We start from the raw sequence: 21,416 nt of genomic DNA, 5'->3' as shown, positions 1-21,416 counted from the left end.
AATAAATATAGGAGGAAAGATTTATGAGAAAGTTAGTTTCAATTACAGCTTTAATAGCATTAGCAGCAACTTCGTTAAGTGCTTTTGATGCAAAAGAGTTAGCAAAACGACAAGATACTGGATTTAAGTATGAGGGAAAACTTGAATATAAAATTCCAGATGAGAGTACAATTCCAAATAATAAGTTTGGTGAAATGGTTAAATATGGAAAGGAGTTGGTAGTTAATACTCCTAAATATATAGGTCCTGAAGTAAGTGATGAAAAAATGAGATTTGCAGGAAACAATTTAACATGTCAAAATTGCCACTTAGAAGCAGGTACAAAACCTTATGCAGGGACATTTGTTGGAACTTATGCATCATTCCCACAATATGGAGCAAGAGGTGATAGTATTGGAACATTGGCTGATAGAATCAATGGATGTATGACAAGAAGTATGAATGGTAAAGCATTACCACTTGACAGTAAAGAGATGAAAGCTATTGAAACATATATGTTTTGGTTAAGTCAAGGTATTCCTCTAGGAGCTGCAAATAAGCTTCAAGAAAGAGAACTTTATAAAGTTGATAGAAAAATGATTAAACAAAAAGCGGCAGATCCTATAAAAGGGAAAGTTGTATATGATACTCATTGTGCTTCATGTCACGGTACAAACGGTGAGGGGATAAAAAATGAAGGTTTAGCTACAGGTTATATAAATCCACCACTATGGGGACAAGATAGCTACAATAAAGGTGCTGGAATGTATAGAACACTTAAAGCAGCAGATTTTATTAGAAGTAATATGCCTTTAGGTGCATCTAAAGATAGTCCTATCTTAACAGACGAAGAAGCTTATAATGTTGCTGCTTATATGAATGATGATAGTCACTTTAGACCAGAAAAAGCAAATAGAGATAAAGATTTTCCTGATGAAGTTGTAAAAGCTCCTGATACATATAGAGAAGGAATTGAATCAAAAGAGTACAAATTTGGACCTTATGGAAAAATTATTAAATAAATTGGTGGTATCTATATGATACCCCCCAATTAAAATATCTTACAAAAAATTCTTAATATCATTTTTAATATTGATTTCAATTTTACTATTTTTTTTAAATAGATATAACACAATACTTAATCAAAAAGAACTAGATATTTTTGTTTCTAATCAAATGAAAATAGTTGAAGATGAATTAGAAAATCAGAAAAAACAAGCCCTTTCTTTAGCTTTAGTATTTTCAAAGAATCAAGATATAGTAAAAAATCTTGATGATAACAATTCAAAAGAGTTAAAAAAAGAGCTTTTAAAACTTTTAGAGATTATTAAAGCCTATACAAATCAAGATATTGACGTACAAATTCATACAAAAAATCTTGAAGTTTTTACTAGAAGTTGGGAAGATAAGGATTTTGGAGAGAATTTAACTAGTTTTAGAGAAGGACTAGTAAAAGTTAAGAGCTCAAATAAACCATTTGTTTCTAATGAATTAGGAAAAAGATTTAATGTTAAAGCAATAGCTCCAATTTATGATAAAAATAATGAATTCTTAGGATCTATAGAGATAATTATTGATTTTAAAGATTTTATTTACAGGCTAAAAAATTTGGGTATATCATCGATGATTTTGCTTGAAAAAGATTTTTTGAATATTGCTACTTCATATAAAGAGAATAAGCATATTGAAGAATTTGTATTATTACAAAATAGTTTTGATAAATTTAATAAAGAACTTATAAAAGAAGTTTTAAATAGTGATAAATTATTTATTGAACAAGATTCTAAAATTTATTCAAAGATACCTTTAGGAAATTTTGGAAATAAAAATGCAGGTGTTTTAGTGGTTTGTTTTGAGAAATTTGTAAAAAACTTTGTATATTTGCCAAATTATAATTATCATGGGGAATTTAATTTAAATGATAGTGAAAGAAAATATAATAATATAAATAAAGAGATAATAATAAAATGATAAAGATATTGTTATTAGAAGATGATTTTTTATATAAAGAGTCGATAAAAGAGTTTTTAGAAGAATTAGATTTTGTTGTAGATGATTTTGATAATGGAGAAGATGCGCTAAACGCTATATTTGAAACAAAGTATGATTTGCTTTTACTTGATATAAGAGTTCCAAAAATAGATGGTTTTTCTCTTGTTAAGTATGTAAGAGAATCAAATATTGATACTCCAATAATAATTTTAACTTCATTAACAGATATAAAAGATTTAAGTCATGGTTATACTTTAGGTTGTAATGATTATATAAGAAAACCTTTTGATATGATTGAATTAAAGCATAGGATTGAACAACAAATAAAAAATTATTTCCAAAGTAATGAAGATTGTATAACATTACAATTTGGATATAAATTTAATATAAAGAAAATGGTTTTATCTGTAGATAATGTTATAGTAGAGCTATCACAAAAAGAGCTTGAACTTGTAGCTTTTTTAGTACAAAATAGAGGTTTCTTTGTATCAATTGAGAGTTTACATGAAAATGTATGGGAAAATAAAGAAATTTCTTATGCTGATATTAGAATGTGCATAAAAAGAGTTAGAGAAAAAACAAATAATAATTTTATAGTTACAAAAAGATTTTTGGGATATAAGATTGAAAAGTAATAAAAGTGATTTTAAATATATTTTAATTCAAGGTTTGATAACTCTTTTAATAGCTTTTATACCAATCTATTTTTATATAGATGCAAGTATAAAAAATCAAGATATAAAAGATAAACTTGACTTACAAAGCTATTCTAATCAAGTAGTTAAAAAAATAGAGAATTTTTTAGAACAAAATGGTGAAGTTTTTTATTTTCCTAGATCAAATATATTTTACTCTAGTTTATATGATGAAAATAAAAAAGAGAAATTTTTTACAAATCTTTCTTTAGATTTTTTTGAAGATGATTTTAATGAATCTAATGAAAGACTTTGTTTTAAAAGAGAGCTAAATAATATTTTAGATAATAATTATTTGATTATTTGCAAAAATATTGATTATAGTGAAGTTATTTACAACTGTTTAATACTTTTTATAATAGTTAGTTTTTTTATATTTTTGTTATCTTTTTTTGTAATTAAACAAAGTATTGAACCTTATAGAAAATTAAATGAGTATTTAGATAATTTTTTAAAAGATGCAATGCATGAATTAAAAACACCTATTGGGGTTGCAAGAATAAATATTGATATGTTATCTTTGAGATTAAAAAATGATAAGAATATTTTAAGAGTTAAATCAGCTTTAAAAAATATGACAGTTATTTATGAAGATTTAGAATATTATATGCAACAAAATGAAGTAAAAAATGAAAGAAGAGATATGGATTTTTCTTTATTTTTTGAAAAAAGAGTAGATTTTTTTAATGATTTAGCAAATGCAAAAAATATAGAAATTTTTAAAAATATAGAACCAAATATAAATATAAAATTTAATGAAATAGAAGCTTATAGAATAATTGATAATAATCTTTCAAATGCAATAAAATACTCAAATAAAGAATCAAAAATTTTTGTAAAATTAGAAAAAATAGATGAAGGTTTTATTTTAGAGTTTAAAGATGAAGGAATTGGAATAAAAGATGTTTCAAAACTTTTTGAAAGGTATTATAGAGGTGATAAAATTACAGGTGGTTTTGGAATAGGGCTTAGTATTGTAAAGAATATTTGTATTAAAAACAATATTAAAATAGATGTATTTTCTAAAGAGAGTGAGGGTTCAACTTTTAGATATATATTTTTTAATATTTGATTTAAAAATGGAATTAAAATTCCATTCCATTTTCTAAAATAATTTTATTTCTACCAGATTTTTTTGCTTCATAAAGTAGCTTATCTGCTTTATTTATAGCTTCATCATAGTTTTTGTAGCTATTTCTAATAGTTACACCAGCAGAAAAAGTAACTTTTAGTTGTTTATCTTTGTATATAAAATTGTTTTCAGTAACTATTGATTTGATTCTTTTTAAGAAAAGTAAAAGCTCTTTTGTCTCTTTAAAATGAACAATAGCGATAAATTCTTCACCACCATACCTTCCAACTATATCTAAATCTCTAATACTTTTGTTTAGAATTTTTCCAAAAGTTGATAATACAATATCTCCACCTTCATGGCCAAATGTATCATTTATCTTTTTGAAATGATCTATATCAAAGAAAATAATTGCATACTGTGTTCCCATTCTTTCATATGAACTATCTATTCTTTTTAATTCTTCAAAAAATGTTTTTCTTGTTAAAAGACCAGTTAAATGATCTCTCATACTTTCATTTTTCGTTTTCTTTAGTTCATCTTCAAGATTTTTTATTTTATCTTCAAGCTCTTGAACTTTTGTTTTTCCTGATTGTAATTTATTTGAAACTTTGTTCATCTCTTCTTCTATTGAAGAAGCCGCATTTATTAGTTCTGCTTGAACCATAGAAAGAGTCTCTAAACTACCATCATTTATATCTATAGATTTTAATTTTTCTTTTATATTTAATACATTTTTAGAGCCATTTCCACTACTTGAAATGGCTTCATTTAAAAATTCTTCCATTATAAAAACAAGTTTTGAAAGATCAGAAGTTTTTTCAATAATTACTTGTTTGTCTTTTTCAAATCTTTGTGAAATAAATTGTTCAATTTTTTCTTGTACTTCTTTTTCAAAGATTAAATTTTCATCTTTATCTATTTCTAAAAATAGTTCTTCAAGCTCTTTATTTTCATCTTGGCTAATAGAAGGAAGTAAAGATTGTTTTAAAATATTTACTAAAACTCTTACATTTTTTCTAGGGGCTCTTTTTAAAAGAAGAGAAATTAGCCCTTCCGCAGAATTTATCTGATTTTTTTTAATTTCAAGTTTTTCTATTTCACACAGATTTTCAAAGAATTCTTGCATTTTTTTTTATCCTAAAAGTTTTTTTACCATCTCATTTATTCTTTTTCCATCTGCAACACCTGCAAATTTCTTTGAAGCTGCTCCCATAACTTTTCCCATATCTTTTAAACTAGTTGCTCCAACTTCACTGATTATTTCTTTCATCCCAGTTTCTAATTCATCATCACTTAGTTGTTTTGGTAAATACTGCATAAATACATCAACTTGATCCTGCTCTTTTTGAACTAAATCATCTCTTTCAGCAGCGCTATATTGAGAAATTGCTTCCTCTCTTTGTTTGATACCTCTTTGAATAAGTTTTATAACTTCAGCATCATCTAAAACTCTTCTTTCATCAACTTCAACTTGCTTAACCATTGTATTAATAGCTCTAATAGAATCTCTTTTTACAACCTCTTTATCTCTCATCGCTTGTTTTAAATCTTCATTTAATTTTTCTTTTAAACTCATTTTTTCTCCTTTTTTAATGTAAAATTATATTATTTTAATTGTTAAAACTTTCAATTAACTCTTCAAGATGTAGGAATCTTTCAACTTTTTCTTCATAGATAGTTTTTGTATCTTCAAGCTCTTTTGAAAGTGCTATAATTCCCATCTTTTCATAACATTTTGGATCAGCTAAGCAGTTATTTAATTCGGCAATCTTATTTTCAAGATCTTCAATCTCTTTGGGTAAAATATCATATTCTCTTTGATCTTTATATGATAATTTAGTTTGTTTTTTCGGTTCATTTACAACTTTTGAAGTAGTTTTGTCTTTTTCTATTTCAACTTCTAAAGAATCAAGCTCTTTTAGCTCTTTTTCTATTTGTAAATATTCACTATATGGCTGGAAACTTTCCATAATATGACCATTTCCTTGGAATACAAATAGTTTTTTTGCAATCTTATCTACGAAATACCTATCATGTGATACAAATATTAGTGCACCTTGAAAATTTTGTAGATACTCTTCTAAAATATTGATTGTAGGAATATCTAAATCATTTGTAGGCTCATCAAGAATCATGCAATCAACTCTTTTTGTAAATAGTAGTGCAAGGGCAACTCTATTTTTTTCACCACCACTTAAAACACCTACTTTTTTATCTAAATACTCTTTTGGAAATAGAAAATTTTTCAAGTATCCAAAAACATGCATATTTCTTCCATCATCTAAAACTACTCTATCTCCACCATTAGGGCAGAAAATCTCCATAATAGTTTTGTTGTCATCTAGCATCTCTCTTTGTTGATCAAAGTAACCTATTTGGAAATCACCTTTTTTAAAAGTTCCTTTGTCTATTTTTAGTTTTTCCATAAAAATTTTAAGTAGAGTTGATTTTCCACTTCCATTTGGTCCAACTATTGCAATAGTATCTTTTTGTAGAATTCTAGTAGTAAAATCTTTGATTAACTCTTTTTCACCCAATGTTTTGTATACATTATCAAGTTCATAGAGCATTTTTTTCTTATTTTGTTGTTTTTCTTCACTATTAAAAGATTTTTGCTCTCTTTGAAGTTCTATGCTCATTTTTTTTATTACTGCCGGATTTGTTTTTGCTTTTTGTTTTAAATCAAAATATTCAGCTTTTCTTCTTTCGTTTCTTTTTCTTCTTGCAGTAACTCCATGTTGCATCCAGTGAGCTTCTTGTTTTACAAGTCTTAGAAGGTTTTCATGCTCTTTTTGCATATTTGATAAGATTTGAGCTTTTTGTTCTAAATAAGCAGAGTATCCTCCATTAAAACGTCTTAATTCTCCACCTTCAACTTCAACAACACTTGTAGCAATATTATCAATAAAATATCTATCGTGAGAGATGAAAAGTAGAGTAAAGTTATTTTTTAAAAGTAATTCTTCTAAAAATTCAACCATATAAACATCAAGATGATTTGTAGGCTCATCTAAAAGTAGAACATCTGGTTTTTTTAAAATTAGTCCAGCGAGGCTAACTCTACGTTGTTCTCCTCCACTTAACATGTTTACATCTTTGTTTTCATATTCTTTTAATTGAAATTCAACCAAAACTCTTTCTATCATGTTATCTAGATCCCAAGCATTATGAAAATCAATAAATGAAGCTAAATCACTCTGTTTTCTTAACAAATCTTGATCTTCATAATTTGTAGCTAATTCATTTGTAACTCTTTCATATTCAGCTTTGGCAGTTTTTAGTTCTACTAGTTGATTTTCAATGGCATCTCTTACACTTAAGTTTGCTTCAAATTTTGGTTGTTGATCTAGCATCTCTATTTTTACTGACCTATCAATAGCCATTTCACCACTATCTGGTTCAACAGTTTTCATAATAATTTTAAATAGAGTTGATTTACCTTGTCCATTTTGACCAATAACTGCAACTCTTTGCCCTTGTTGTAGGGTAAAGTTTGCATCTTTTAGAATAACTTTTATATCGTATTGTTTTGAGATGTTTTGTAAGTCTATTAGTGCCATATAAAAACCTTTAATCTTTAAAGGTTAGATTTTATCCAAAAAAGGGTTATATATGGCTTTTTGCTTTTTTAATTAAGATTTTACATCGTGTACAACTGCAACTTTTCCACACCAACTTTTTAAGATATCACAAGCAACTTTTGTTCCATCTCCATTAGCACATGCAAACATAGAAGGAACACCACTTGCAAGACCAGCAACATAAAGATTCTCTGAAATAAGATTATTTGTATTTGCTAATAAAATTTTATTTGGTTTAGGAGCAAAAATATTTTCTTTTACTTGAACTTCACTAAATTCTATATCAAATTTATGCATACCTGTTGCTAAAACAAGAGTTTTTGATTCTATAGTTTGATTTTCACAAATGATTATAAATCCAGACTCTACTTTTTCTATTTTGTTAACTGTACTATTTTTTAGTTCGTTGTTAGAATATTGTTTTAATTGAACTTTCATCTTTTCTAATAAATCAACTCCATTTATACCAGCCTCAATTCCAGCAACATTAAAATATTTACCAGCATTTAAATCACTTTTGTTATCATCAATAATTAAATATTTTTTATCTTTTGCCCATTCAAACTTATCATTAGCACTAGCAAGAGTCAATGCACAACCAAATCCAGCCGCACCACCACCTATAATAACAACATCATAAATCATAATTCTTCCTTATAAAATTTTTGTTAATTATAATAAAAAAGATTAATAAATCTCTTAAATAAAACTTTATTTAAAAATAAGTTTAATTTAATTTTAAGAAATGTATAATTGGCCATATAAACACAAAGGAGTTTAAATGAAAGTACAAGGACAGATGAGCCAAGCTTTGGATATGTATAAGCAAAATACGAATTTAAGTGCCAAGACTAAAAATGAATCAGCTAAGAGTGAATCGGTTGAGGAGATTATTAATAATTCTGCAGCTAGAGTTACTTTATCTATGAATGCTCAAGTTATTTTATTTGAGATAAACGCTAAACATATGGCAAAGGGTGGTACATTAGCTCAGGCTGGTGTTGTTGGACAAGGAGCTGATAAATCTAGTCAAATAGATCTTTTAGATTTCCTTGGTGGTAAAGAGACTCAAAGTGGAATGAGTTTAAAAAATATTGGATATACGGGTAAACCAATTTTAGATTTAACGCAAGATGAAGCAAAAGATTTAGTTAGTGAAAATGGTTTTTTTGGAATAACTCAAACTTCAGATAGAGTTGCAAATTTTGTTTTTAGCTTTGCAGGGGATGATTTAGAAAAGCTTCAAAAAGGAAGAGATGGAATTGTTCAAGGATTTGAAGAGGCAAACAAACTTTTTGGAGGGAATTTACCTGAAATTTCATATAAAACTCAAGAAAGAACTTTAGCTTTAATTGATGAGAAAATAAATTCATTAAAAAGTGAGTAAGAATTAAATTCTTACTCATCTTTTAGATAGTTTTGTAAATCATAATTATTAAAACAAACAGATTTAATGTTAATACAAATTTTTTATACGAAGTTGCTTTTGTTTTCTCTTTTACTTTTATTCCAAAATATACTCCAATAACAGAACCTATACCTATAATTGCTCCTTCATAGTAGAGCATATTTCCATAAATTGAAGTTGAAATAAAACCACCAATTGAAGAAAAAATAACAAAAAACAGTCCTAAAGCAGTTGCTACTTTTAAATCATATTTTAAAAATCGTACCAATATTGGTAGAAGCATCAATGAACCACCAATTCCTATACTCATAGCAAAAATTCCAACAAAAAAACCAATAAAAATTAGTAGAAATATATTTTTATCTTCTTGTTCTACATCTTGACTTGCAGGAGCTCTAAAAAGGGTATATATTGTATAAATAAGAGTAGCTATGAATATGTATTGAAGATATATATTTGGAATACTAGGTAAAAAATATCCACTAACTAATCCACCAAATATAGCTCCAATTCCTAAAATAATACCATCTCTAACTAAGCCTTTTATTTTTTTTGAATTTAAAAATGAACCATAAATTGATGAAAAAACCATTTGCATGATTGATATTGCAACAGCTTCCTTCATAACAAATCCAACGAGTAAAAGCATAGGAATTAAAATACTTCCTCCACCAATTCCAAAAAAACCTGATGTAAATCCAGTAATTAATCCAAATACAATAAGTTCTAATTCCACAATCAGTCTTTCTTACTAGAGTTTAGTGTTTCTATAAATTTGTTATATTCTGTTTCTAAAATGTTGTTTTTTTCATCTTCTGTACAATCTTCATCTCTTTTTATTGAATGTTCAAGATGAGCAATTCTTCCTATTAAGTATTTAAACATTTCTTTATTTATATCTGGTAATTCATTGTGTGCTAATTTATCTCTTTTACCATCTTTTTTTATAATTCTTGCAGGTACTCCAACAGCTGTAGAGTTTTCAGGTACATCGACAACTACAACAGAGTTTGCTCCAATTTTACAATTAGCACCAATAGTTATATTTCCAAGAATTTTAGCTCCACTTCCAAGAACTACATTAGATTTAATTGTAGGGTGTCTTTTACCTTTGTTAAGACTTACCCCTCCTAAAGTTACACCTTGATAAATTAATACATCATCTTCGACAATAGCTGTTGCTCCAATAACAACTCCAATTGCATGGTCTATAAAAACTCTTCGTCCTATAGTTGCAGCTGGATGAATATCTGTTTTTGTGAAAAAAGATGAAATTCCAGCAACTACTCTTGCAAATTTTTTAAATCCTTTATAATAAAGTTTATTTGCAATTCTATGATTTATTATCGCCCAAACACCTGGATAGTTAAAAAATAGTTCAAAATTTGAGTCTAGAACAGGATCATTTAATTTTGGAACAGAAAAGTCCTCTTTAATTATCTGCCATAAGCTTAATTCTTCTTTCTTTTGTTCTTCATTCATCGTCATAGTAACTCCAGATAGTTTTTAAATAACTATTATCATTCAGGTATTTTTTTAATATTTCATAAGTTTCTAAAGGTAATCTTTTACTCAAAATACTTTGTATCTCTTCAGTATCATAGTCAATATCATCCAAAATATCTATAACTTTTTGAGATTCTAAAAGTTTTTCTAAAATTACTTCATCATCTTTAAATACTACATTTACTTCAGTTGGATGAGAGAATAGATTGTGTTTCATTCCTAAAGTATCTTGATATGCTCCCACATTAAAAAAACCTAGAAAGTAATCTTCTTTATTTAAATTTACATCATGTAAATATAGAGGTTTTTGCATATCAAAAGGTATCTCTCCATCACTATCACAAGTTATATCCCAAAGACTTGCACTTCTTGTTGGTTTCTTATCTAAATGCGTAATTGGCATAATAGGGAATTCTTGGTTTATTCCCCAATAATCTGGTAGTGATTGGAATAAAGAGAAATTAAGTAGATATTTTTCTTGAATATTTTTATCAAATTTTCTAAGCTCTTCATAATCATCTACTTGTAAAAGTGAAATAGCTTTTTTTATAATTTGATGAGTTAAAATTTCAGCATTTGATCTATCTTGTAAGTCAATATATCCTAAATCAAAAAGAGTTAAAAGTGACTCTAAGTGGTCAATACTATCATGCATAAACTCATATGCTTTTTTCTTAGTCATATCTCTAAACAAATCATGTAACTCTTGAATAAGAGGAGGATTTACTCCTTTTAATTTTAGATGACTTAATTCATATTCTGCTGAGAAAAGTTCTAAAACAGGTGCTATAAGTACAGTTGATGCAGCACTAATAAATCTTCCTGATTCAGTAAAAATATTTGGCTCTTCAACACCTTTTTGTCTTGCTATCTCTTTTAGTGTAAATACAACGTCACTTGCAAATTCATTTAGAGAGTAGAATCTTGATTGTTCGTAAGCACTATATTCAACACTTAATCCACCACCAATGTTTATTGAGCTTAATTTTTTTGCTCCTAAATTTTTAAGTTCAGCATAGATATGACCAGATTCTCTTAAAGCTTTTTTCAAAGGTTTGATAGTATTCATAGCTGAACCTATGTGGAAATGAATCATAGTTAATAAATCTTCTAAATTATTGTCTTGCATAAGTTCAAAAGCTTCTAGAATTTCTGTTGAAGTAAGTCCAAATTTAGAATCAATTCCTCCACTTTTTGCCCAAACGCCGCTTCCTCCACTATGAAGTCTAACTCTAAGACCTACATTAGGCGCTTCCATATTTGTCTCTTTTAAAACTTCAACAATCATTTCAAGTTCATTTAAACCTTCAATAATAACTGTAATATCATGACCCATACTTTTTGCAATGAAGCAAAGATGTATCATCTCTTTATCTTTGAATCCATTTACAGTAATAGGACTTCCCAAGTTGTTATAAGTCATAGCTATTATTAATTCGGCTTTACTTCCAGCTTCCAAACCATAACCATACTTTTTCCCAGCACTTACTAAAGGGTGAATAAAATTAGGTAGTTGGTTTACTTTTAATGGGAAAACTGCATTAAATTTACCTTTGTAATCATACTCTTTCATGCTTGCATTGAAAGCATTAAAAAGAGTTTTTATTTGTTTTTTCGTAATATGAGGAAATCTAAGAAGCAAAGGACCTTTAAATCCTTGTTTTCTTATGTCTTTTACAATTGAAATAAGTGAAGGAGAACAACTATAATCAACTTTTACAACACCATCTTCAATAAAAAAATTATCATCACCCCAAATATCTATTCCATATTTATTTTTCATACTAAAAATCTCCCAACTTCACTGTAATTTCTTCTTTTGTACCTATATTTTTTGTATAAATTGTCTCATTCTTTAGTTCATTTTCACCGATTAATGCAACAATATTACAACCTAATTTTTCAGCTATGCCAAAATGCTTTGCAAATCCTCTAGGAGTATATTCGATATAAGTTTTTGTTGTTTTTCTTTTTTTTATACCTATTTCAAAAGCTTTATTTAAAGAAGCTTCATCTAAAACACCAATGTATACAAAGTCTTCTTTTTCATCATTTTTCTTAACTAATTCTAAAAGTCTTTCAATACCTATAGCAAAACCAATACCAGGAGTTGATTTTCCACCTAAGAATTCAACTAATCTATCGTATCTTCCTCCACCAGCTATTGCACTTTGAGAACCTATTTCATTACTTACAAATTCAAAGGCTGTTTTGTTATAGTAATCAAGTCCACGAACAAGGTTTGAATCTATTTCATAAGAGATATTATTAAAATCTAAAATTTCTTTTAGTTTATTGAAATCTGTATTACATGAATTACAAAGGTTATTTGTAATTTTTGGTGAATTAGTTAATAGTGATTGGCATTTTTCAATTTTACAATCTAAAACTCTAATAGGATTTGTTAAAAGTCTTCTATTACAATCTTCGCATAATTCTTCTTTGAAGCTTGATAGATGTTCAACTAAGCTTTCTTTATATTTTGGCATACAATCACTGCATCCTAAAGAATTTAATTTTAAAGTAAATCCAATACCAAAAAATTCTAAAATTTCTTTTATCATGATTATAATATTTGCATCTTCATAAACACTTTGTAATCCAAAAACTTCACAACCAAATTGGTGAAATTCTCTTAATCTTCCTTTTTGAGGTCTTTCATATCTAAACATTGGTCCATAATAGTACCATTTATAAACCCCTCCAGCACGATCAAGTTTTTTCTCAACAAAATGTCTAACAACTCCAGCTGTACCTTCAGGTCTTAGACAAACATCATTTTGTCCTTTATCAATAAATTGGTACATCTCTTTGTTTACAATATCACTACTTTCTCCAACGCTTCTTTTAAATAAAGCAGTCTCTTCCAAAAGTGGAGTTTCAATGTAAGAAAATCCATATTTTTTAGCAATTTTAGAAGCATTTTCAACAAAATATGTGAAAAGTTCACTTTCACTTCCCACAATATCTTTCATTCCTCTTAAACTTTGTATATTTTTAATACTATTTTGCATTTATAAAATCCTCTATAATCTTCTCAATTTCATTTATATTTAGACTTGCATCAATAAATTTATAAGATATATTTAGTTTTAAAATCGTCTCTTTTAATCTTTTTTGAATATTTAAAAGATATTCTATTCCTCTTTTTTCTATACTATCATTTTGCTTTTGTGATAATCTTTTTTCTAATTCTTCTTTACTTAGTTCCAATAATATAACTTTTTGTGGAAAATTATTTGAAGTTGCAAGACGGTTTAATTCTATTAGTTTATCAATTTCTTCATCTAAAGCATAAGCAATACCTGAGATAAAAGATCTATCACTTATTACCAATTCATTTTTATTTTTTAAAATAACTTCTTTAGTATGTTCTGCTCTATCAGCTAAAAACATAAACATCTCAGCTAAATTTGAATTTGCTTCACCATTTAAAATCATCTCTCTAAGTTTAATTCCAAGTTTTGTTCCACCTGGTTCTTTTGTAAAAACAGCACTGGGAAATTTATATTTTAAAAGTTGTAGTTGTGTAGATTTTCCAGCTGTATCAATACCTTCAAGAACTACATACATTCAACAACCTTCTTAGGAACCAAATGTTCAAATTTTCCTTTAAATCTTATAATTTCTCTAACAATTGTAGAGCTTACAAAAGCGTGTTCTAAAGTAGGCATTAAATAAACAGTTTCTAAATTCTTATTTATTGAAGAGTTTGCATATCCCATTTGAAGTTCAAATTCAAAGTCACTAACAGCTCTAAGACCTCTTATAATTGTATTAGTTTTAAGTTCTCTTGCTAAATCAACTAAAAGTGTATCAAACCCTACAACTCTAACATTGTTTAGGTGAGTTGTAGCTGCTTTTACAAATTCCACTCTTTTTTGGTGAGAAAACATTGGTTTTTTTAGTTCACTTTTTGCAACACTAATAATAACTTCATCAAAGATATTTGTTGCTCTTTCTATGATGTCTAAATGACCAATAGTTATTGGATCAAAGGTACCACTATAAATTGCTCTTTTATATGAACCTGTATAATTATAATTACTGTTTTCCATTTTCATTTCCATCTTTTGTATAATGTATTATCTATTTTTAATAAGTCCATCCATTTTCCAATAATAAAATTTTCCATATCTTCAAGTGTTTGTTGATTACTGTAATATCCTAATATTGGTGGAGCAATAACAACGCCTAAATTTGATAGTTTTAGCATATTTTCAAGCATAATAGTATTTAGAGGTAATTCTCTGGGAACTACAATTATCTCTCTCTTTTCTTTTAACATTACTGAAAAGGCTCTTGTAATAAGACTATCTGCTATCCCATAGGCACATTTTGCAAGTGTATTTGAACTGCAAGGAATAATTATCATTTTGTCAATTTTAAATGATCCAGAAGCAATTGAAGCTCCTATATTTTCATCTTTGAAGATTGTGATATTATTAAAATCTTTAAAAATATCTTTTACTTTCAGTTTATTTTCAAGACTTAATGCTTTTTTTGCACTTTTAGAAAATACAACAAAAAGCTCAATATCTTTGGGTATGAGTTTTACGAATTTTATCGCTAAATTTACCCCACTAGCACCGCTAATTGCAACAGTTAACTTCAATCTAAAACCTTATTATTTATATAAAAAATTGATATTATCTAAAATAAACTTTGAATTCAATCACAAAATATTTAGTAAAAAAGACAATTAATTTATGTAAGCATTTATTAATATTTTAGTGGATAACATTTTGTATAAACTTTTCTATAAGAATTAAACAATATGTTTAAGCAAAACTAGATTGTTTTTTTGAATAAAGGAGAAATATGTCAAAAATTTTTACTTACATTAGAAAAAATTTAAACAATGATAAATATACACAAGAGCAAGAAGAAGCAATTTCTAATTATGTTTCAAAAAAGAAGTTGCAAATATATAAAAATGTTGAGATAATTATTAATACACCAAAAGATGAAAAAAACATTTTACAACTTCTTGAAAATTGTGAAAAAAACTCAATGATTATTGTTACAAATTTAAATGTATTTGGAAGAACAATAGATACAATTTTAGAAATTGTAAAGTTTTTATTACAAAATAAAATTCGAATTATTGTAATAGAGCAAAATTTGGATTTAATAGATGACAAAGATATGCTAAGCCAAATGATTTTAAGTGTTATATCAATGACAGTAAATTTAGAGAAAGAGCTTATGAGTCTTAGAACAAAAGAGGCTTTAACTGCAAAAAAATTAGATGGTATAGCTTTAGGAAAACCAAAAGGAACTATTCAAAAATCTAAGTTTGATGAACAAAGAGAGAAAATTGAAGAACTTCTAGGTGTAGGTTTAAGTGTACGAAAAATAGCAAAACTTTTAGGTTATAATAACCATATAGGCTTAAATAATTATGTTAGAAAAAGAAATATAAAACAACAAGTTAATCAATCTTCAGATAGTTAGGCTTTATTAGGCTTTAAATAAAATATTGTAAAATAAAAAGATTAAAAAAGAAGGATGAATAAAAATGAAAGTATTATTAATAAAAGATGTAAAAACTTTAGGAAAAGCTGGAGAGATAAAAGAAGTAGCTGATGGATATGGTAAAAATTTTTTAATTGGAAAAGGTTTAGCTTTACAAGCAACAAATGATGTAATTGCAAAACATAACGCAGAACAAAAAAAATTAGCACTTAAAGAAGAAGAGGAGATAAAAGCTGCAAAAGAGTTAGCAGAAAAAATTAATTCTACTAAACTTACTATTAGACACAAAGCTGGTACTAATGGTCAACTAATTGGAAGTGTTACAAATAAAGAGATAAGTGAAGAACTTGAAAAACAATTTTCTATAATGATTGATAAAAAAAGTATAGCAGCTGATAACAAATTAAAATCAGTTGGTATTTATGAAGTTGTTTGTAAATTAGGGCACTCTATAAATGCTACATTAAAAATTGATATTATTGCAGGTTAAATTATGTTTCACGCGACAACTATACTTGCATACAAAGGTAAAAATAAAGCTGTAATTGGTGGAGATGGACAAGTGTCTTTTGGAAATACAGTTTTAAAAGGGAATGCAACAAAAATAAGAACTTTATATCAAGGAAAAATATTAGCCGGTTTTGCAGGAAGTACTGCAGATGCATTTAATCTTTTTGATATGTTTGAAGCTCATTTAGAAGCTTGTAAAGGAGATTTACTAAAGTCTGTTATTGCTTTTTCTAAAGAGTGGAGAAAAGATAAATATTTAAGAAGACTTGAAGCTATGATGATAGTTTTAAATAAAGAGAAAATATTTATATTAAGTGGAAATGGTGATGTAGTTGAACCAGAAGATGGAGAAATTGCAAGTATTGGAAGTGGTGGAAATTTTGCCATTTCGGCTGCACGGGCATTAGCAAAACATTCAAATCTTGATGAAGAAGAGTTGGTAAAAGAATCACTTATGATTGCTGGAGAACTATGTATTTATACAAATCAAAATATAAAAATATTAAAGTTAGAGGATTAAAAATATTATGGATATGACACCAAGACAGATTGTTGAATATTTAGATGATTATATTATAGGTCAAAATGATGCAAAAAAAACTATTGCATTAGCTCTTAGAAATAGATATAGAAGAATGAGAGTTGAACCAAAACTTCAAGAAGAGATTATGCCAAAAAATATTCTAATGATTGGAAGTACTGGAGTTGGAAAAACTGAAATAGCAAGAAGAATGGCAAAAATGATGGGTCTTCCTTTTGTAAAAGTAGAAGCTAGTAAATATACAGAAGTTGGATTTGTAGGACGTGATGTTGAATCTATGGTTAGAGATTTGGTGTATGAAGGAATAAATCTTGTTACAAAAGAGTATGAAGATAAAATAAAAGATAAGATTGATGAAGAAGTTACTAAAAAAATAGTTGAAAAATTAGTTCCTCCTCTTCCTGAAAGTGCAAGTGATAGTGCAAAAGAATCTTTTATAAAAGCATATAATCTTATGGAAAAGAAGCTTCTTGATGGGGAATTAGATGATAAAAAAATAGAGATCGAAGTTCCAAAAAAAGCTCATGTTGAAATAATTGATTCCAGTTTACCTTTTGATATGAGTTCAATGCAAGAAAGTCTTAACAAGATGTTAGGGAATTTAAACAAAGATAAAATAAAAAAAGAAGTTAGTATAAAAGATGCAAAAGTTCTTTTAAGAGGAATTGCAAGTGAAGGATTATTAGATACAGAGGCTATTAAAGTTGAAGCAATAAAGAGATGTGAGAATGGTGGAATAATTTTCATTGATGAGATAGATAAAATTGCAACTAGCAAAAAGAATAATGGACAAGATCCTTCAAAAGAGGGAGTACAAAGAGATTTACTTCCAATAGTTGAAGGTAGTTCTGTTCAAACAAAATTTGGGCAAATAAAAACTGATCATATTTTGTTTATTGCTGCTGGAGCATTTCATGTATCAAAACCTAGTGATTTAATACCTGAACTTCAAGGAAGATTTCCTCTAAGAGTTGAACTAGAATCTTTAGATGAAGAAGCATTATATAAGATTTTAACAAATACAAAAAATTCATTGTTAAGACAGTATAAAGCTCTTTTACAAGTTGAAGATGTAGAGTTAGAGTTTGATGATAGCGCAGTTAGAGCTTTTGCAAAATATAGTGTATTAGCTAATGAAAAAACTGAAGATATTGGGGCAAGAAGACTTCATACTGTTATAGAGAAAGTTATTGAAGATATATCTTTTGATGCAGATATGAGTAAAGGTTCAAAAGTTGTTGTTACAGAAGAATTAGTATCTTCAAAATTAGAGAAGATTGTTGATAACGTTGATACAACTAGATATATTTTGTAATTTAAAAATATTTAGATAGAATTGTTTAGACTTAAATTTTTAGCCAAGGAATGTTTATGAAAATAGTTACTTTTTATGATATAGATGCATCTTTATTTAATAAAGAGTTTGATGTTGAATCTTTTTCTGGTAGTTCAAGCGATGCTGATATCGTTATTTTAGGAATTGATTCAATTTTTGATTTTGAAGAAAATAAATCAAAAGTTTGCAAAGACAAGTTTGCTTCTATCGCTGTAATTGATGATGAGAGTGATTATGATGCATTTAAAAATTTTGGAATAGATGCATGGATAAAAGGTAAAGATATTTCACAAATTAATAACATTATAAATTTAGTAAATAAAAGATTATTGTCATAAGGATATACCATAATTATCGATACACATTGTCATTTAGACAACGAAGCATATTTTAGTGATATAGAAGGTGTTATAATAAATGCTAAAGAAGCAGGTGTTAATGGATTTTTAATTCCTGGTGCAGATTTTGATACACTAGATAGAGCAATTAAACTTAGTGAAAAATATGAAGAAGTATTTTTTGCTGTTGGTGCGCATCCTTATGATATTGAAAAATATGATGAAGCAATCATTGAAAAATATGTAAATCATCCAAAATGTGTTGCTATTGGCGAATGTGGATTAGATTATTATAGGCTTCCAGAAGATGAAGAAGAAAAAAAAGAGAATATAAAAAGACAAAAAGAGGTATTTATATCTCAAATAACTTTGGCAAAAAAGTATAAAAAACCTCTTATTATTCATATAAGAGAAGCTTCTGATGATTCAAGACAAATTTTGATAAATGAAAATGCTAAAGAAGTTGGTGGTGTTTTACACTGTTTCAATGCAAGTGAACATTTACTTCCTTTGGCTGATCATAATTTTTATTTTGGGATAGGTGGAGTTCTTACTTTTAAAAATGCAAAAAAATTAGTAGAAATTTTACCTAAAATCCCCAAAAGTAAACTTCTTATAGAAACAGATGCTCCTTATTTAACTCCTCATCCTTATAGAGGTATTAGAAATGAGCCATATTATACTGTATATGTTGCACAAAAAATGGCAGAACTATTAAATCTTTCAGAAGATGAAATAATAAATTTAACAACAAATAATGCAAAAAAATTATTTAAAGAGTTTAAAAATATTTCTTAGATATAATAAAATAAATTATAATAAGAGGCTCTTTTGATTAAAACACTACTGCTTATCCTACTATTTTGTTTGCAACTATTTTCTTTAGATGAAATAGAACAAAAAGTTTTAAATGACTTAGGAATTAATAGTTCTTTTTTAAATACGCAAGCTTTTAAATCAGTTTATGATGAATATAGTTCTTCTTCGCAAATAAATTATTACAATAACATTTTAAGAAAATCTGCTTTAAATATGGAAATTGTAAGAGAAGAGATAGAAAAAAGAAATTTACCTGATGCTATGTTTTTTATTCCTTTATTTGAATCAAGTTATGTTAATCAAGGAAAAGGAAAAGGTCCAGGAGGACTTTGGCAAATAATACCTCAAACAGCAAGTAACTTAAAACTAAAAATTGATGATAATATCGATGAAAGATTAGATTTATTAAAATCTACAGATGCTGCTGGAACATATTTAAAAAGATATTATAAAATTTTCAATAAATGGTATTTAGCAATAGCAGCATATAATAGTGGAGAAGGAAGAATAATTAGTGGTATTGCAAGAGCCAGTTTAGATAAATATCTTGAAGAAAATCCAAATGAAGAGAATAACCCTACGGTAAAAATTTATAAAAAATATATAGATGATTATAATAAAAATAAAAGTGGTATGAGTAATTTATATATAATTTATGATAGATACAAAAGTTATTTTGATCTCGCATATTTAGTAAATAATAATCATAAAGACTATTTTTCAAAAACTACAGTGACATATATTTCAAAAATTGTAACTTTTTCTATATTGAAGGAAAAAGATTCTTTTAGTGCAATTGATAAAAAAGCAAAATATAATTTAGAGGTTGTAAATCCTCCAAAGGGTGTACAGCTAAAATCTATTGCTGGTATGATAGGAATGGATTTTAACGAATTCAGAAATCTAAATAAACATATAAAAAAAGATGTTTTACCAACTAGTATAAAATCATATAATATCTATATCCCACATACTAAATTAGATGTTTATAATCAAAAACTGGGTAATATAAAACAAGTTATTGCAAAAAATAACAATAAACAAGAGATAGATACAAAAAAAGTAATAAAAAATGATAGTAAAAAAGATGTATCGAAAAAGCAAGGTATTACTGTTTATGAAGTAAAAGCAGGGGATACATTAGAATCAATTGCAAAAAAATATAAAACTTCTACAAAGAAGTTAAAAATTATTAGTAAAAAAAGTAAGAAAGTGCTAAGCATAGGAGATAAGATTGAAATTGTTAAATAGTGTTAATATAAGTTTTTTTATAGGACTAGTTAGCATTTTTTTCTTTACAGGTTGTTCAAGTAAAAATGTAGATAACGACTATAATAAATTTTATAAAAATACAAACAATTCAAAAATAAACAATTCTCCAGAAATGCATAGAGCAACTATGCGACCTTATAGTGTTTTTGGTATAAAATATTATCCTGAGATAGCTAAAATAGGTGATAGATTTGAAGGTATTGCATCTTGGTATGGCCCTGATTTTCATTCTAAAAAAACTTCAAATGGTGAAATTTATAATATGTACGATATGACAGCAGCGCATAAGACTTTACCTATGAATACTGTTGTTAGAGTTGATAATCTTGAAAATGGAAAAAGTACTATTGTAAGAATAAATGATAGAGGACCTTTTGTTTCAGGAAGAATAATTGATCTTTCAAATAAAGCAGCTCATGCAATAAGTATGGTAGGTGCAGGAACAGCAAAAGTAAAAGTTACAGTTCTAGGGTATAATGGTGAAATTGAGAATAGTAAAGCACCTGCTGTTGAGGTTATTGATACACCAAAAGAAGAGAAGATTGAACCTTTTGAAGCTATTGAAATAAAAGAAGATAATATAGTTGTTACGACTCCAGTTAGTACTCAAATTGGCGCGAAAGTAGCAAATAATAAATCTTCTAACCAAAAAATAGTTGGTAATTCTAAAGTTGCTATACAAGTTGGTGCTTTTAGTAAACTAGAAGGTGCGAATAAAGTGAAAAAAGATTATCAAAATAAATATCCTTCAAAAATAGTAGAATATGTAAATCAGAATGGATTATATAAAGTTTTGATAAAAGGTTTTTCAAGCGAACAAGATGCAGTTAATTTTAGATCTACAAATGGTTTAAATAATGCAGTTATAATTAAATAGGATTTTACA

The 21,416-nt window shown here is 27.0% G+C and carries 24 protein-coding genes; 13 read left to right on the top strand and 11 right to left on the bottom strand.

Annotation, left to right across the window (positions count from 1 at the left end; all coding sequences use genetic code 11):
- Positions 1-23: 23 nt before the first annotated feature.
- The 4 genes from ACBT_RS07775 to ACBT_RS07760 all read left to right on the top strand — a co-directional run bounded on the left by ACBT_RS07775 (position 24) and on the right by ACBT_RS07760 (position 3,738).
- Entirely contained in the window at positions 24-1,001 is a 978-nt protein-coding gene (locus tag ACBT_RS07775) for a c-type cytochrome (protein WP_024776149.1), read from the top strand.
- A gap of 70 nt (positions 1,002-1,071) precedes the next feature.
- Entirely contained in the window at positions 1,072-1,950 is an 879-nt protein-coding gene (locus ACBT_RS07770) for a cache domain-containing protein (protein WP_024776150.1), read from the top strand.
- On the top strand, positions 1,947-2,606 hold the full coding sequence (locus ACBT_RS07765; RefSeq protein WP_051429970.1) for a response regulator transcription factor: 660 nt from the start codon (positions 1,947-1,949) through the stop codon (positions 2,604-2,606). Before ACBT_RS07770 ends, ACBT_RS07765 begins: the two co-directional genes overlap by 4 nt.
- A complete protein-coding gene (locus ACBT_RS07760; protein ID WP_024776152.1) occupies positions 2,596-3,738 on the top strand; it encodes a sensor histidine kinase in 1,143 nt (380 codons plus the stop codon). Before ACBT_RS07765 ends, ACBT_RS07760 begins: the two co-directional genes overlap by 11 nt.
- A 13-nt stretch (positions 3,739-3,751) precedes the next feature.
- Here the strand turns inward: ACBT_RS07760 and ACBT_RS07755 are convergent, their stop codons facing one another.
- From ACBT_RS07755 to ACBT_RS07740, 4 genes are all read right to left on the bottom strand, one after another.
- A complete protein-coding gene (locus ACBT_RS07755; protein WP_024776153.1) occupies positions 3,752-4,867 on the bottom strand; it encodes a GGDEF domain-containing protein in 1,116 nt (371 codons plus the stop codon).
- Between the two features lie 6 nt (positions 4,868-4,873).
- Positions 4,874-5,317 (bottom strand): GatB/YqeY domain-containing protein, encoded by a 444-nt coding sequence (locus ACBT_RS07750; RefSeq protein ID WP_024776154.1) that lies wholly within the window; start codon positions 5,315-5,317, stop codon positions 4,874-4,876.
- Between the two features lie 34 nt (positions 5,318-5,351).
- On the bottom strand, positions 5,352-7,301 hold the full coding sequence (gene abc-f / locus ACBT_RS07745) for a ribosomal protection-like ABC-F family protein (protein WP_024776155.1): 1,950 nt from the start codon (positions 7,299-7,301) through the stop codon (positions 5,352-5,354).
- Positions 7,302-7,373: 72 nt separating this feature from the next.
- Entirely contained in the window at positions 7,374-7,967 is a 594-nt protein-coding gene (locus ACBT_RS07740; protein WP_024776156.1) for an FAD-dependent oxidoreductase, read from the bottom strand.
- A gap of 136 nt (positions 7,968-8,103) precedes the next feature.
- On the opposite strand from ACBT_RS07740, the gene ACBT_RS07735 reads away from it, so the two are divergent.
- Complete coding sequence (locus tag ACBT_RS07735) at positions 8,104-8,709, top strand: hypothetical protein (protein ID WP_024776157.1); 606 nt, start codon at positions 8,104-8,106, stop codon at positions 8,707-8,709.
- Positions 8,710-8,731: 22 nt separating this feature from the next.
- Here the strand turns inward: ACBT_RS07735 and ACBT_RS07730 are convergent, their stop codons facing one another.
- The 7 genes from ACBT_RS07730 to ACBT_RS07700 are packed head-to-tail and all read right to left on the bottom strand — an operon-like array spanning position 8,732 to position 14,851.
- Positions 8,732-9,466 carry a sulfite exporter TauE/SafE family protein gene (locus ACBT_RS07730; RefSeq protein WP_024776158.1) on the bottom strand — a complete coding sequence of 245 codons (735 nt, stop codon included), beginning with the start codon at positions 9,464-9,466 and terminating at the stop codon, positions 8,732-8,734.
- Between the two features lie 2 nt (positions 9,467-9,468).
- Positions 9,469-10,218 (bottom strand): serine O-acetyltransferase, encoded by a 750-nt coding sequence (cysE, locus tag ACBT_RS07725; RefSeq protein WP_084031373.1) that lies wholly within the window; start codon positions 10,216-10,218, stop codon positions 9,469-9,471.
- A complete protein-coding gene (gene speA / locus ACBT_RS07720; protein ID WP_024776160.1) occupies positions 10,205-12,019 on the bottom strand; it encodes a biosynthetic arginine decarboxylase in 1,815 nt (604 codons plus the stop codon). The genes cysE and speA overlap by 14 nt, the downstream gene beginning before the upstream one ends.
- A 1-nt stretch (position 12,020) precedes the next feature.
- Positions 12,021-13,250, bottom strand: a complete 1,230-nt coding sequence (hisS, locus tag ACBT_RS07715; RefSeq protein ID WP_024776161.1) for a histidine--tRNA ligase — start codon at positions 13,248-13,250, stop codon at positions 12,021-12,023.
- A complete protein-coding gene (gene tmk, locus ACBT_RS07710) occupies positions 13,240-13,809 on the bottom strand; it encodes a dTMP kinase (protein WP_024776162.1) in 570 nt (189 codons plus the stop codon). The genes hisS and tmk overlap by 11 nt, the downstream gene beginning before the upstream one ends.
- A complete protein-coding gene (gene coaD, locus ACBT_RS07705; protein ID WP_051429971.1) occupies positions 13,800-14,294 on the bottom strand; it encodes a pantetheine-phosphate adenylyltransferase in 495 nt (164 codons plus the stop codon). The genes tmk and coaD overlap by 10 nt, the downstream gene beginning before the upstream one ends.
- 2 nt (positions 14,295-14,296) lie before the next feature.
- Positions 14,297-14,851 (bottom strand): UbiX family flavin prenyltransferase, encoded by a 555-nt coding sequence (locus tag ACBT_RS07700; RefSeq protein ID WP_024776164.1) that lies wholly within the window; start codon positions 14,849-14,851, stop codon positions 14,297-14,299.
- Positions 14,852-15,057: 206 nt separating this feature from the next.
- On the opposite strand from ACBT_RS07700, the gene ACBT_RS07695 reads away from it, so the two are divergent.
- From ACBT_RS07695 to ACBT_RS07660, 8 genes are all read left to right on the top strand, one after another.
- Positions 15,058-15,693: a recombinase family protein gene (locus tag ACBT_RS07695; protein ID WP_024776165.1), complete on the top strand. Its 636-nt coding sequence runs from the start codon at positions 15,058-15,060 to the stop codon at positions 15,691-15,693.
- Between the two features lie 64 nt (positions 15,694-15,757).
- Positions 15,758-16,204, top strand: coding sequence for a 50S ribosomal protein L9 (rplI, locus tag ACBT_RS07690; RefSeq protein WP_024776166.1), 447 nt, complete (start codon positions 15,758-15,760; stop codon positions 16,202-16,204).
- Positions 16,205-16,207: 3 nt separating this feature from the next.
- Positions 16,208-16,744 carry an ATP-dependent protease subunit HslV gene (hslV, locus tag ACBT_RS07685; protein WP_024776167.1) on the top strand — a complete coding sequence of 179 codons (537 nt, stop codon included), beginning with the start codon at positions 16,208-16,210 and terminating at the stop codon, positions 16,742-16,744.
- A 7-nt stretch (positions 16,745-16,751) separates the two neighbouring features.
- Positions 16,752-18,080, top strand: coding sequence for an HslU--HslV peptidase ATPase subunit (hslU, locus tag ACBT_RS07680; RefSeq protein ID WP_024776168.1), 1,329 nt, complete (start codon positions 16,752-16,754; stop codon positions 18,078-18,080).
- 56 nt (positions 18,081-18,136) lie between these two features.
- Complete coding sequence (locus ACBT_RS07675; protein ID WP_024776169.1) at positions 18,137-18,439, top strand: hypothetical protein; 303 nt, start codon at positions 18,137-18,139, stop codon at positions 18,437-18,439.
- Positions 18,440-18,448: 9 nt separating this feature from the next.
- Entirely contained in the window at positions 18,449-19,237 is a 789-nt protein-coding gene (locus ACBT_RS07670; protein ID WP_024776170.1) for a TatD family hydrolase, read from the top strand.
- Positions 19,238-19,270: 33 nt separating this feature from the next.
- The gene (locus tag ACBT_RS07665) at positions 19,271-20,509 is read left to right on the top strand and encodes a lytic transglycosylase domain-containing protein (RefSeq protein ID WP_024776171.1); all 1,239 of its coding nucleotides are present in this window, start codon (positions 19,271-19,273) and stop codon (positions 20,507-20,509) included.
- Complete coding sequence (locus tag ACBT_RS07660) at positions 20,493-21,407, top strand: septal ring lytic transglycosylase RlpA family protein (protein WP_024776172.1); 915 nt, start codon at positions 20,493-20,495, stop codon at positions 21,405-21,407. The genes ACBT_RS07665 and ACBT_RS07660 overlap by 17 nt, the downstream gene beginning before the upstream one ends.
- Positions 21,408-21,416 lie beyond the last annotated feature (9 nt).

Origin of the sequence: Aliarcobacter cibarius (genome assembly GCF_013372265.1) — a bacterium.
Taxonomy (GTDB): Bacteria; Campylobacterota; Campylobacteria; order Campylobacterales; family Arcobacteraceae; genus Aliarcobacter; species Aliarcobacter cibarius.
Note: the sequence above shows the minus strand (reverse complement) of the source record. Positions and strands in the feature narration are given on the sequence as shown.

Coding starts and splice junctions, on each gene's coding strand:
- ACBT_RS07775 (WP_024776149.1), top strand. CDS start 24: ATGAGAAAGTTAGTTTCAATTACAGCTTTAATAGCATTAGCAGCAACT.
- ACBT_RS07765 (WP_051429970.1), top strand. CDS start 1,947: ATGATAAAGATATTGTTATTAGAAGATGATTTTTTATATAAAGAGTCG.
- ACBT_RS07755 (WP_024776153.1), bottom strand. CDS start 4,867: ATGCAAGAATTCTTTGAAAATCTGTGTGAAATAGAAAAACTTGAAATT.
- ACBT_RS07750 (WP_024776154.1), bottom strand. CDS start 5,317: ATGAGTTTAAAAGAAAAATTAAATGAAGATTTAAAACAAGCGATGAGA.
- abc-f (WP_024776155.1), bottom strand. CDS start 7,301: ATGGCACTAATAGACTTACAAAACATCTCAAAACAATACGATATAAAA.
- ACBT_RS07740 (WP_024776156.1), bottom strand. CDS start 7,967: ATGATTTATGATGTTGTTATTATAGGTGGTGGTGCGGCTGGATTTGGT.
- ACBT_RS07735 (WP_024776157.1), top strand. CDS start 8,104: ATGAAAGTACAAGGACAGATGAGCCAAGCTTTGGATATGTATAAGCAA.
- cysE (WP_084031373.1), bottom strand. CDS start 10,218: ATGACGATGAATGAAGAACAAAAGAAAGAAGAATTAAGCTTATGGCAG.
- speA (WP_024776160.1), bottom strand. CDS start 12,019: ATGAAAAATAAATATGGAATAGATATTTGGGGTGATGATAATTTTTTT.
- hisS (WP_024776161.1), bottom strand. CDS start 13,250: ATGCAAAATAGTATTAAAAATATACAAAGTTTAAGAGGAATGAAAGAT.
- tmk (WP_024776162.1), bottom strand. CDS start 13,809: ATGTATGTAGTTCTTGAAGGTATTGATACAGCTGGAAAATCTACACAA.
- coaD (WP_051429971.1), bottom strand. CDS start 14,294: ATGGAAAACAGTAATTATAATTATACAGGTTCATATAAAAGAGCAATT.
- ACBT_RS07695 (WP_024776165.1), top strand. CDS start 15,058: ATGTCAAAAATTTTTACTTACATTAGAAAAAATTTAAACAATGATAAA.
- rplI (WP_024776166.1), top strand. CDS start 15,758: ATGAAAGTATTATTAATAAAAGATGTAAAAACTTTAGGAAAAGCTGGA.
- hslV (WP_024776167.1), top strand. CDS start 16,208: ATGTTTCACGCGACAACTATACTTGCATACAAAGGTAAAAATAAAGCT.
- hslU (WP_024776168.1), top strand. CDS start 16,752: ATGGATATGACACCAAGACAGATTGTTGAATATTTAGATGATTATATT.
- ACBT_RS07675 (WP_024776169.1), top strand. CDS start 18,137: ATGAAAATAGTTACTTTTTATGATATAGATGCATCTTTATTTAATAAA.